Origin of the sequence: Planococcus sp. 1R117A, from assembly GCF_051417975.1 — a bacterium.
In the GTDB taxonomy this organism is placed as follows: domain Bacteria; phylum Bacillota; class Bacilli; order Bacillales_A; family Planococcaceae; genus Planococcus; species Planococcus shenhongbingii.
This window is the reverse complement of sequence record NZ_JBPRLO010000001.1, coordinates 63154-75925: the sequence shown is the minus strand read 5'-3', so window position 1 is coordinate 75925 and position 12772 is coordinate 63154. Positions and strand designations below refer to the sequence as shown.

The 12772-nt window shown below is 44.4% G+C and carries 8 protein-coding genes; 5 read left to right on the top strand and 3 right to left on the bottom strand.

The window, feature by feature from the left end; all coding sequences use genetic code 11:
* Window positions 1–5: 5 nt before the first annotated feature.
* Window positions 6–3206: a hypothetical protein gene (locus ACSFXN_RS00320; protein WP_437148207.1), complete on the bottom strand. Its 3201-nt coding sequence runs from the start codon at window positions 3204–3206 to the stop codon at window positions 6–8.
* A gap of 225 nt (window positions 3207–3431) precedes the next feature.
* Between ACSFXN_RS00320 and ACSFXN_RS00315 the strand changes: the two genes are divergently transcribed.
* Window positions 3432–3995: an HD domain-containing protein gene (locus ACSFXN_RS00315; RefSeq protein WP_437148206.1), complete on the top strand. Its 564-nt coding sequence runs from the start codon at window positions 3432–3434 to the stop codon at window positions 3993–3995.
* 33 nt (window positions 3996–4028) lie between these two features.
* Here ACSFXN_RS00315 and ACSFXN_RS00310 read toward each other — a convergent pair whose 3' ends face one another.
* Window positions 4029–5060 (bottom strand): LysM peptidoglycan-binding domain-containing protein, encoded by a 1032-nt coding sequence (locus tag ACSFXN_RS00310; RefSeq protein WP_437148205.1) that lies wholly within the window; start codon window positions 5058–5060, stop codon window positions 4029–4031.
* A 271-nt stretch (window positions 5061–5331) separates the two neighbouring features.
* Between ACSFXN_RS00310 and ACSFXN_RS00305 the strand changes: the two genes are divergently transcribed.
* The 4 genes from ACSFXN_RS00305 to ACSFXN_RS00290 all read left to right on the top strand — a co-directional run bounded on the left by ACSFXN_RS00305 (window position 5332) and on the right by ACSFXN_RS00290 (window position 9447).
* On the top strand, window positions 5332–6693 hold the full coding sequence (locus tag ACSFXN_RS00305) for an APC family permease (protein ID WP_437148204.1): 1362 nt from the start codon (window positions 5332–5334) through the stop codon (window positions 6691–6693).
* Window positions 6694–6794: 101 nt separating this feature from the next.
* Window positions 6795–7268: an Lrp/AsnC family transcriptional regulator gene (locus tag ACSFXN_RS00300; protein ID WP_437148203.1), complete on the top strand. Its 474-nt coding sequence runs from the start codon at window positions 6795–6797 to the stop codon at window positions 7266–7268.
* 107 nt (window positions 7269–7375) lie between these two features.
* Window positions 7376–8254, top strand: coding sequence for a DUF1028 domain-containing protein (locus tag ACSFXN_RS00295; protein ID WP_437148202.1), 879 nt, complete (start codon window positions 7376–7378; stop codon window positions 8252–8254).
* A gap of 53 nt (window positions 8255–8307) precedes the next feature.
* On the top strand, window positions 8308–9447 hold the full coding sequence (locus tag ACSFXN_RS00290) for a nuclease-related domain-containing protein (RefSeq protein ID WP_437148201.1): 1140 nt from the start codon (window positions 8308–8310) through the stop codon (window positions 9445–9447).
* A 166-nt stretch (window positions 9448–9613) separates the two neighbouring features.
* Here the strand turns inward: ACSFXN_RS00290 and ACSFXN_RS00285 are convergent, their stop codons facing one another.
* Complete coding sequence (locus ACSFXN_RS00285; protein WP_437148200.1) at window positions 9614–12763, bottom strand: efflux RND transporter permease subunit; 3150 nt, start codon at window positions 12761–12763, stop codon at window positions 9614–9616.
* Window positions 12764–12772: the final 9 nt, after the last annotated feature.

The window sequence follows — 12772 nt, the reverse complement described above, 5'->3', positions numbered from 1 at the left end:
TTTTGTTATTCTATATTGCTAAACAAGTCCTGCAGGATGTAATAAGACTGTTTTAAACGTTCTTCGGACTTCGGCAATTCCCATTCTTCCCATGTGTAGCTGCCAGGCTGTCCTTCGGCAAAATAGTCAGTGATGGTGCCTTTCTTATCAGTTAAAGTGATAGCTGTATTAATGCCTTCTACTTTAATGGAAGCTTCTATGCCATCTTTCCGCATGTCACCCATAAATTCTCGTTGGCTTGGATCTTTTGCATTTAACAGCATCCACGGAATTCTGATTTCCAGAATGCCGGTTTCTTCTGAGTAGTACCAGTCGTTCAAGGAATCATATTCTGCAGATTCCGGATCGGCAATGCCATACTTTAATATTCCAGTTTCATATGCAGAGAAAGGAAGGACTTCACCTGTATCAGGACGGGTCACTTCTTTATTTAAAGCTAAACGAATTGGGTGGAATACCTTGGCTACGTCCTGCTTTGATTTAGGTATCATTTTAAGGCGCTCTGCATAATCGTAATAAAACGAGTCGTAGTCACCTGCCACTAAAAGCTGTGCAGAATCTTTGCCGCTGATTTTCAAGTGGAAATCAGCATTGAACTTTTTGCCGGGTGCTGTTTTAACTGCAATGCCCTTGTCTTCTCTTAAGTTGAAGTAAAGGTTGAAATCTTGTTGGTCCCACCAATCTTTATCATTAAAAATGGCTTTGATGTAAAGGTAGCGTTCGTCATGATCCATGGTGAACGAATTCAATGATTTTGTGCCTTTTTCAAATATTTCCGTCCCGTCTTGCCAATCATCTTTGCCATCAATTTTTACTTTGTGGCGGTCAAAGCTGAGCAAGCCGAATTGCTGTTCGTTGGTCTGGGCATTTGACCAGAACGGACGGCGGTCGGGATTGTCATAATCCGCCGTATTCCACGTGCGTTTAAACCATTCATCTTGCCAAGCGAAGACTAGGGCTCCTAGCATTTCTTCGTTCAGGATATCCTCGTAAAGATGTTGGGCGATTTTCCCTTGCTGCTGTTCAGAAATAAATCCTTGGTTCCAGCCAAACGGGTTTTCGTGTGCTTTGCCACGAGAAGCAGGGACTCCGAATTCCGCAATCAATATCGGCAATTCGTGCGAATCGTTCAAGTCCTTTAAATAACCGGCATAGTTATTGCGTTCGCCTCTATGATCGATAAATTCCGTATATTTTTCTTCAATATTCAAGAATTCAGGGTAGTATGGATAAACGTGATAAGAAGCAAACATGCCTACTTCTTTTAAATCTTCTTTGATTTTGATGTGATTCGGATCCACTGAAGCGATGTCTTCTTCTGCATTCGGTTCGGCAGGCTGATCCAAATTATCGGTTGTGACCCAGTTTGTAAAGCTTAAAGGACGCATGCTGTCGTATGTGCTTAATTCATATTCCGAAAGCGAGTCCAGCTGCATCGCGAGCCAATGTTCCATTGGATTGGCGTTTTCCGTGTAAATATGTTCGCCGTCATAATCGCCAAGGTCTGGATGAAGATGATTCATCTCATCAACCATGTCAGGGAACCATTCAATTCCAATGACCCAGCCAATAACATAAGGAGAGACATCTGCTTTATAGGTTCCGGCTGCATGGCCTGGCTTTTCTTCAACTATTGCATTGCCATGCACGACATCAACAATTTTTTGGATTTCTGCTTGGAAATTTTTAGTGATATCTGCATCGAAAGCATCCAGTTTTTCAACGAGTGGTTCTTCATCTACCCAGACTCCATGGTACAGATACAGCGGCTCGTCAGCTGTTTCATTGTAACTTTTTAATGCTTCATAAAATGCCGGAGGATGAAGCGTATAAACCCGGATTGCATTGGCGTTCATTTCTCCAATTTGTTTGAACCAGCGGTCGTATTCTTCGCGGGTGATAGCGGCTTCTCCTGGGAAGGTACCAGGTTTTGCCATCCCGATATTAACGCCTTTAACCGTAAAAGGCTGCCATTTGCCGTCTTGATAAACTTCAAATGTTTGCCCGTTAATCCGGGAAGGATGCTTGATGCCTTTGCTTTCCGCTTGCTTAGCTGCAGCCGGTTCTATTGCTTTCCCGGATTCTTTCTGTTCGGTTCTCGCTAGGATGCTTTTCATCATCGGTGCATATGTTTTCCAGTAAAACGCAGATTCTGACTCCATCGCTTTAAAGGACAAGAGCGACTGGATTTTGGCGAAACCGCTATACTGGTATAAATCCGGAATGTCGCCAATGTCGACAAAATCTCCTGCAAAGAAATAAACGACAGCTTCATTTTTTTGCTGCTGCACAATTGCCGGGAATTGTGTGGGAATGCCATATTCTTTCAAGATGGCAGAACCTTCATCCGTTAAGTCCCATTGATAGTCGGCCAGCACTGTTCCGTTGACTGCCGGTTCACTGATATCGAACCAGTATTGAAATGCAGGAGACTGATCCAAAGCGAACAGCTCTTTGCCTTGATCGTTGAACATGACTCGAATTCCTTCGGGACCAACGTCTCCTTGCTGTTCAGACAATACAACAATTTCTTCTTTTTTGTCGTTGACCAGTACAAACCCAGCCCCCTTATAGTTCCAGCTCTCTCCGGACTTTTCATAACGGGAGACAACCCATTTCGGCACTTCTTCTTCTGACGTGCTTAACTCACCAAAATACCGGCCGCTCCAGCCGGTCCAGTCGACGCCAAGAAAGTCAGTCATATCCGATCGGACATCTTGGCTTGTAGGAGAGGCAAATGAATTGAACTCAACAATAAGATCAGTGCCCTCTTGTGTAACTTGATCTTTGATCGTGTTCCATTCATCGATCTCTAATCCGCCATATAAAAGAGAAGGAGCATTTTCTTCTTGCGGCTCATTCCACGATAAATCTTCGTTATAAACGCCGTAAGTATCAGCGACATAAATCAAATCGGTTCCTGCCAATGAATCAGGCATTTCACGGATGTCATAGGTTTGTTCATGTTCATTTGGAACAAAACCAAAGTAATCGGTGTTATTTGTATAAGTTGAGCCATCAGCTTTGAGATAACGGTTGTGATTAAGCAGCCAGGTTAGGCCATGGTGCTCCCGATAATTTTCGGTTGGAACTGTTTTATCGATGATGGCGACCTGCAGTTGTTCTTTGCTTTGTAAGCTCCAAATGATAAAAGGAAATGCCAGAACAATGATTAATGTAACGATTGAAAGGATAATTCTCCTCACGGATACGCCTCTTTTCTAATTAAATCTAAATGAAACCTTGGAATATTATATCGTAAATTGACAAAGAATAGGTACGAAAATAGGTATTTTGTTTATTTAATATAGAAAAAATTTACTTTTAATAAGATGGCACTTTAATATATTTTGGTACCCAAATCAAAAGTTGAATTTTGCGGAATGAAATCCGAAAATAGAGCCTATAGCATACTGAAAAGAGGAAGGTGAATGGCATTGGAAAATCTGATAGAAAAAGCGATTCAATTTGCAGCAGTCAAACATGCAGGCCAGCTGCGCAAAGGAACGGATATTCCGTATATCAGCCATCCTTTCGCAGTGGGAATGATGCTACAAAAAGCAGGAGAAAGTGATGAAGTGGTCGCTGCAGGAATATTGCACGATACTTTGGAAGATACAGCAGCAACAGAGGAAGAAGTAAAAGAGGTGTTTGGCGAGATTGTGTTGGAACTCATTAAATCTGCATCAGAACCTGATAAAACATTGCCGTGGGAAGACCGGAAGCGCCATACGATTTCAAAGCTCGCCTCGCTTTCACGAAATGAACTGGCGATCATTACCGCCGACAAATTGCATAATTTAAGATCTATCCGTATGGACTTAGAAGATTTGGGAGAAGGCGTATGGGACCGTTTTAACCGGGGGAAACAGCAGCAAGCCTGGTATTACCAAGGCATTGCAGAAGCTCTTGCAGAACGGAAAACGGAATTTCCGCTGCTTGCAGAACTGGAAAAAGAAATAAGACGGGTATTTCCGGGCAAACTAAAAAGCTGAGTGAAAGGATAGCCTTTCACTCAGCTTTTTGTATTATCTAGGGATTGTAAGAACTTGTCCGACCCGGATGATATACGGACTAGGGATTTTATTGGCAGCGGCAATTTTAGCGACGGTCGTATTGTATTTTCTTGCGATGCTGTAAAGCGTGTCACCGGCTTTCACCGTATATTTAATCACTGCGGCAGGAGGAGGGGAGGCTTTTCCAGGAATCGTCAGCACTTGCCCAACCCGGATGATATACGGGCTAGGGATTTTATTGGCAGCAGCGATTGCAGCGACGGTCGTATTGTATTTTTTAGCGATGCTGTACAGCGTATCTCCAGCTTTCACGGTGTATTTTGTTCCACCGGCTGGCGGTGTAGAAGCAGGCAATTTGAGCAATTGGGAAACGGTCACAAAGGTATAGCCTTTTGCTTTCAGTTTCGTAATCATTCCTTGAAGCGCACCAGGCGTTCCGGATGCGCCAGCTCCTGTATGCATTAAGACGATAGTTCCCGGCACAACGTTGTTTACCACTTTGTTCGTGATAGCAGTTGAGGAAACGCCTTTCCAGTCCAATGTGTCAATATTCCACTGAATGGTATGCGTATAGCCGGCATTGCCGACGGCCGCTAGGACCTTAGCATTGCTTGCTCCAAATGGTGCACGGAATAAGGGCTTGGTCGATTTTCCGGTAATGCCTTTTATAGTGGCTTCCGTCTTATCGAGCTCCGCTTTCATCTGGGCAGCGGTAAGCTTAGTGAAATCTGGGTGCGAATAGGAATGGTTTGCGATTTGGTGGCCTTGTGCTGTGATGTTTTTAATCGGCTGAGGATGATTTTTTGCTCCGGAACCGGTCAGGAAGAAGGTAGCTTTAACTTTGTTGGTGGACAGGATTTGAAGGATTTTGTTGATATTCGTTCCATCGGATCCATCGTCAAACGTCAAAGCAATCACTTTGCTTGTTGTTGCGCCTTTCATGACATATTTGGAATTGGCTGCTTCAGTTTGCGGGGAAAAAGAAAACAATGAAAATAACACCAATAAAATGACGGCGGCGACTTTGAAAAACTTGCTTCCCACATAACTCACCCCTTTTTTCATAACCTTTAAAAATTTAGGTATGTAAAGTGCAGAAAAAGATGAGGAACATGACCTATGTATGTGTTTTATATTTGAATATTCAGTGTTTTATCTGATTCGATTATATCATGTGAAGTTCTAAATATATAGTTTTAATTGATCATAATGACAATAAAATATTATGTAGTTTGGAAAATGATTTACAAAAAATCTGAAGAAGGGTAAGATTTCATTAAATTCCGAAAACTTATAGAAAAGGAGATGAATTTTGATGGCTGTTAACCAGAACGAGCCCAACAGCGAGACGGGCTATAAACAGGAACTGAAGCGGGCACTGACTTTTTGGGATCTGATGATTTACGGTCTTGTTTTCATGGTCCCGATTGCGCCGTTTGGCATTTACGGGATTATCGCTCAAGGTTCGAATGGCATGGTGGCCTTGGCTTATCTGATCGGAATGGTTGCCATGATTTTTACAGCGCTGAGTTATGCGACCATGTCAGCAGCTTTTCCGATTGCCGGATCGGTCTATTCTTATGCGCAGCGGGGCATCAATGATGCGGCAGGATTTCTGGCAGGCTGGCTTATTCTACTCGATTATATTTTTGTTCCGGCTTTATTGTATCTTGTCAGCGCGGCGGCACTCCATGATATTGTCCCGGAAATTCCGCTGCTGGTTTGGCTGATCTTTTTTATCAGCATCAATACAGTGATCAACGTAATTGGAATTGAATTCACCGCACGGGCAAATAAAATTATCATTGTGCTGGAATTGATTGTGTTAGCAATTTTTGTAGCCGTCGGTGTATTTGCCATCGCTCAAGGAGTCAATGGAGCCGAATTTACGTTCAAACCGCTTTATGATGAAGATCAGTTTAGTTTAGGGCTTGTTATGGGAGCGGTTTCGATCGCTGTTTTAAGTTTTTTGGGATTTGATGCAATTGCTACATTAGCGGAGGAATCGAAAGGCGGCAGAAAAGCGATCGGCAATGCCATTATCGTGTCCTTGCTAGTGGTTGGTGTGCTGTTCATTATCCAGACGTGGGTGGCTGCATTGATCTGGCCTGATTACACTACTTTTGAAAATGCCGACGTCGCTTTTTATCAGATAGCTGAAGTGGCAGGCGGCCCTTGGCTGAAATGGCTGACCATCATTGCCACAGCGGTGGCTTGGGGAATCGCTGATGCCTTGGTCGCACAAGCAGCGATATCCCGGATTCTATATAGCATGGCGCGCGACCGGAAACTGCCAAAAGTGCTTGCGAAAGTGCATCCAAAATTCCAGACCCCTTATATCAGTACGATTATTGTGGCAATCATTTCATTGATAGTAACTGGATTTTTCGCAAATCGGATCGGTGAACTGGCATCAGTCATCAATTTTGGTGCGCTGACCGCTTTTCTCTTCTTGCATGTTTCTGTCATCGTTTACTTTATTGGTAAAAAGAAAAGCAAAAATTATTTTAAACATTTAATTTTGCCGCTCGTAGGTTTTCTAATCATTGCATATGTCTGGTGGAATTTGGACGCCTTATCGAAGCAGCTTGGATTTATCTGGCTGGCAATCGGCATTGTCTATTTGCTTTTCTTGAAATTGACAAAACGGGATACGAAATTGAATTTGGGTGAGTAAGTACGGGATAAATTAAGAAAATAGCCCAGAAAAATCTGGGCTATTTCTTATACAGTGATCTTTTTCATGATTATAGAATCTGTATTATGGGAGATGAGTGGATGGCAGAACACGTGGAAGGCATCGATGAACTGGATTTAAAAATCCTGTCGTTTCTGCAGGATGATGGGCGAATGACATTTAAGGAAATTGCGGCACGGATTGGTGTTGCGGAAAGAACCATCCGGCTGCGTGTGTCAAGTCTGCGTGAAACCGGTGCATTGTCTATTGTCGGTTTAGTCAATCCGATAAAAATCGGCTTGAATATCATAGCGGCTATCCATATTGCTGCTGAACGTGATCAATTGCAGCATTGTGCGAATGCACTCATTGAAATGGACGAAGTGAGATATGTCTCGCTGATTACCGGTGAATACCATATTTTGTCGGAAGTCTGTGTTAGTTCCCATGAAGAGTTAAGTGAGTTTATCGCACAGAAACTAAACAAAGTCCCGGGAATCCTACGCACAAATATCATTGTCGAATTGAAGATTTTGAAAAATAAATTCAATTTTATGCGGGAACATAATGGATGAAGAACAGTCATTTAGTTTCTGCTGCTTGAGTAAACGTTGAGGCGTTTAATGTATTGACAGGCAGGGAAATGGCGTTTACATGAGCATGATATAAAGGGGGCAGTTGCATGACAAGGGGATTAGTCAGTAAAGAAAGTTTAGTTGCAACATTTTCAATCATCGGAGCAGATCCTGAAACCGGTGAAGTCGGGGTTGCTGTGCAGTCAAAATTTTTAGCCGTCGGTTCTGTTGTGCCTTGGGCAAAAGCGGATGTCGGGGCAGTGGCGACGCAATCATGGGCGAATACTTCGTATGGGCCTGAAGGACTGGCACTGCTTGAGCAAGGAGCGTCGCCAGAGGAAGTGATTGCAAAATTAGTGGCGGATGATCCCGGAAAGGACTTGCGCCAAGTTGCCATCATTAATGCAAGTGGGGAAGCGAGCGCGTTTACAGGGGAAGAATGCTACGACTGGGCAGGCCATAAAGTCGGCAAGCATCATTCGGCGCAAGGCAATATTCTAGTCAGCGAAGAAACGGTCACTTCAATGAGCAAGACTTTCGAGATGACAAAAGGCCCGCTGGCGGAACGTTTGCTTGCAGCATTAGCAGCGGCGCAGCAAGCAGGAGGTGACAACCGCGGCAAGCAATCGGCAGCTATTTATGTTCTGCAAAAAGGGGCGGGCTACGGCGGCTATAATGATGTCAAGGTGGATCTCCGTGTGGATGACCATCCCGAACCGATTGAAGAACTGCAGCGATTGTATGAGTTGCATAAATTATATGGCATGCCTTCTGAGGAGTTTGTTGAAATTGAAGGCGGCGTTTTTGAAGAAATAAAAAGCCAGCTTATCAAATTGGGCTTGCTTGAAAATGCCGATCATCCAGTATATGACGGTGAAGTCCAGGTAGCGCTGAAGACATTTGCACTCCGCGAGAATTTTGATGACCGCTGGACGGAGGAAAGCAAGATTGACGAGAAAGTACTGGAATTTTTAAGAAAGCAGTGAATTATTGGGGCCCACGGTGAAGAGATTCTTCATCGAGGGCCCTTTTTAGGTGAATGAATCGTATTTTCTGGGTTACTGGTTGTATTTCCTCGGCTGCTGGTCATAAACTTGCAGTAGCTGGTCGTATTTTCGATGTAACTGGTCGTATTTCAGAATTCGCGAGGAAAATAAACTTGCCTCACAACTTGAATGGTCTTGATTTCTTTAATTTGAAAGGCTATATTTACTTCAACTCCAATGAAAGGATGATGTCTTTGCTTATAGCAGAGCGGCCACGGCCGCGTAAATTAATTTATTTCGAAGCTCTATTGGCCCGTACTTCTTCGAATCAGCCGGGTTTTCTGGAGTTGAAGGAGAATGTCAGGCGGCGGGCTGCTGGATATGCCGGTGAATTATGGTTTGACCGGATGTGGAGAGACTATGAAACAGAAGAAGATTATAGAGTGATTCCCGATTATACAATTCCTGGCCACCAAATCGACAGTCTCTACATATTTTCTTCGTTCATTCTCCTCATTGAAATCAAAAACATCAGTGGGTTGATAGAGATGGATGGAGACAAGCGGCAGTTCTCCCGCACACTGAATGGTGTTGTAACAGGCATGGCAAATCCAGATGACCAGCTTTATCGCCACGAAAAGCAGATTGTGAAGCTGAGCGGCAATAAAATCCCGGTAATTGGAATAGTGGTATTCACTAATTCTTCATGCGTGTTGAATGTGAAAAATGTAGAACGCCGGGTTATTCAATCTTCAGGTTTTCCTTATGTTCTTGATCAGCTTATTGAGCAGCATCGAACTTCTCCTAAATACAATACTCAACAGATGTATGAATTTCTCCTTTCCTTGCAGCCCCCAATGCAAATTCATCAACCAAATCCATTACTTCATGAAATTATGACCGGCGTCTTATGTCCAGATTGTTCATTTTCTCGAATGGTTTATATGCGTAAATTTTGGCGTTGTACTGCTTGTGGTAAAAAATGTGCGGACGCTCATTTGCTGGCGCTGCAGGATTACCGTCTGCTTATCGGTAATACCATCTCGAACCGCGAATTCCGCCATTTCAGCGGCTTAACTTCCAGGAGTAATGCAGCGGTCATTTTACAAGGATGCAATTTTGAGACAATCGGCACTCATAAAAGTCTTCGCTATATCATTCCGGAAATCGACCTGCGTAAAAGCATGAAATAAGCGCCAGAATCGTATTTTCATGGTTATTGGTCGTATTTCTTCGGCTACTGGTCGTATTTTCGATGTAACTGGTCGTATTTCAGCAACTACTGGTCGTATTCCGAAACCCGAAACTTCATACAAACAAAAAACCGCTTCAGCCGCAATGGCTGGAGCGGTTCTAACATTAATTCACTTGTTTCTTGCGGAATTTCGATACCACTTCATAAACGATTGGCACGATGACCAATGTCAATAACGTGGAACTCGTTAATCCACCGATTACGGTGATGCCGAGGCCTTTTGAAATCAAGCCGCCGCCTTCTGCTCCGATTGCAAGCGGAATGAGTGCGCCGATTGTCGCAAGTGCCGTCATCAAGATCGGGCGGAGGCGGGTAGAACCTGCTTCAAGCAAGGCTTCCCGTGTGGTGAAACCTTCTTTTTCTTTATTGATAACGCGGTCCACCAAGACGATTGCATTGGTGACAACAATACCGATCAGCATCAAGACGCCAATCAAAGCATTAACGCTTAAAGCTTCTCCTGAAATCCACAATGCCACCAATACGCCGATTACTGTGAACGGCAATGAGAACAGGATGGCAAATGGTGCCAATGCGCCGCCGAATGTGACCACTAATACGAAGTAGACGATGGCAATCGCTGCAAGCATCGCTAAACCGAGCTGAGTAAACGATTCGTTGATTTGTTCTGTAACGCCGCCGTGGTCGATCGACACGCCGCTCGGCAATTCCATTCCATTTACTTTTTCGTCCAGTTCTGCAGTAATGGCAGCTGCATCGTTGCCCAATACGTCAGCTGATAAAGAAGCGTACATCTGGCCGTCGCGCCGGCTGATGGTATCCGGAGATTTGCCTTCTTCCACTTCCATCACATCTCCGATGGCAACAGTCGTACCGAGCGCCGTTGGGATCTGGACGTCTGTTACGTCGTTAATTCCTGCATATTCTTCCCGCGGAACTTCCACATAAACGTTAATGTCTTTATTGTCATGCTTGACTGTGGTCAATACCGGCGATTCGCCTGTGCCTCTCAGCGCCATGCCAATTTGCGCCGCCGTCAAGCCGGATTGTCCCAGGCTTTCCTGGTCAGCAACCAAGGTGTATTGGTCATAAGCTTCGGTCAAACTTGACTCAACTTTCTCCAAGCCTTTATTTTCTTCCATCAACGGCTGGATTTTATCGATGGCCGTTTGAATGTCTTCAATATTGTCACCGTAAACGAACATTTCAATGCCGCTTGAACCGGTTGCGGAGAAGTCCAGGCTTGCCCATTCCCCCGTACCCGTCTCGCTGTTCAATTCTTCAATGAGCTTATCGCTTTCGCCATTGAAATTTTCAAAGTCATTATCGTATTCAATGAAAAACAGCGCAGAGTTGTTGCCGCCTCCGCCCATCGCAGCCATTGGGTTGCTGCCGCCAAGAGAATACTGATAAGTGGTTACGCCATCACGTGTGCTGATCATCTCTTCAGCATCGAGTGCAATTTGTTCGACATTTTCAAGTGTCTGGCCAGGTTCCGGGCTGTACGTTGCCATGACCATTTTTTGTTCTTCTTCCGGAAGGAAACTGACGCCGATGACCGGAATCAAGAATAAACTGGCAATCAAGACAACAGTAGCGCCTCCGAATGTAATGATTTTATGGTTCAATGTCCATTCCAGGATGCGGCGGTATCCACCAGCCATTTTTCCGGGACCGTGTGCTTTTTGCTTTGGTTTAATAGAATCCAAGTTCTGCAGCTGTTTGCCGTACATTGAATGGGCAAGCATCGGCACAATCGTAACCGCAACCAAGAGGGAAGCGGAAAGCGCGAATACTACTGCAAGAGCGAATGGCAGGAACAATTCACCGATTTGTCCATCGACTAATGCGAGCGGCAGGAATACCGCAATGGTAACAATAGTTGAGGAGAAAATCGGGATGAACATTTCCCTTGTTGCTTCACGGATCAATTCTTTGCCGCGAAGTCGCTCGCCCGGCAGTGCCATGCGGCGATAAATATTTTCAATCACGACAATCGAATCATCGATGACTCGTCCAATGGCGACAGTCAAGGCACCGAGAGTCATGATATTCAACGTGATATCCATTTGGTTTAACAAGAAAATCGCCATCAATAGGGACAATGGGATAGAAATAATCGAAATGATTGTTGTTTTAAAGCTGCGCAAGAAGATCAAAATAATCACCACAGCGAATAAAATGCCATAAAGCGCTTTGCTGAGCATGGTTTCAACCGATTGCTCAATTGGTTCTCCTTGGTCAAATGTCGTTGCAACAGTTAAGCCATACTCTTTCTCAAGATCAGAGGCAATGTCTTTTACCGCATTTACCACTTCCACCGTATTGGCATCAGGAGATTTAACGATTTGAATCCCAATCGATTCCTCACCATTTGTCCGGGAAATCGATTCAGCTTCACTGACCACTTCAATATCAGCCAATTCACTGAGTGCAATGGTCGGTACTTCTGTAACAGCAGGCACTGTTGCTGCGGGGTTCTGAGGTGAATCCATGCCAGAAGAGCCGGGAGGCAGTTGCCCTGGAGCCATTCCACCAGCGGTTTGCTGCGGCACAGCGGGGATCTGCAATGCTTTCAGATCTTCCACTGTTGTCACATTGCCGTCAATCACAAGGTTTTTCAGCTCGCCATCAAAATTGGTCAATCCAAGGGGAAATGAAAGGTTGGAGCCTTGGATCAATTGCTGGATTGTTTCTTGTGTCATGCCGTATTGGGCCATTTTTTCTTCATTGAAGGTCATGGTCACTTTTTGGATGCGCTGTCCGGAAATTTGTGCATCGGACAAACCTTCCACACCTTCCAGTTCAGGCAGCACGGTATCTTCTACAGTAGCGGTCAGTTCTTCCAATGAATGTTCCGAATCGCTGATGCTGAGTGTCAGAATCGGGAATGCGTCTAAGCTGACGCGTGACACTTCAGGTTCGTTGGCGCCTTCCGGCAATGAAATTTCAGAAAGTGCTGTTTCAACTTGGCGCGCTGCTTCATCCATATCCGTTTCAAATGTATATTGGACTTGGATTGTTGCGGCGTTTGCCATAGAAGACGATGTCACCAGTTCAACACCGTTCATGTTCTGGATTCGCTGCTCCATCGGGATGGTCAATTCTTCGACGATTTCATCCAAAGCAGCTCCAGGATAAGTTGCCACTACCGTTAAAGCCGGCAATGTAATGCTTGGAATCGATTCTTGTTTCATCGTAAAGCCGGAATACAAACCTGCGGCGATTACCATAAAAGTTAGAATCCAAATAGCGAACTTATTGTTCAGGGAAAAATCAATGATTTTCTTCAATACCGGCAC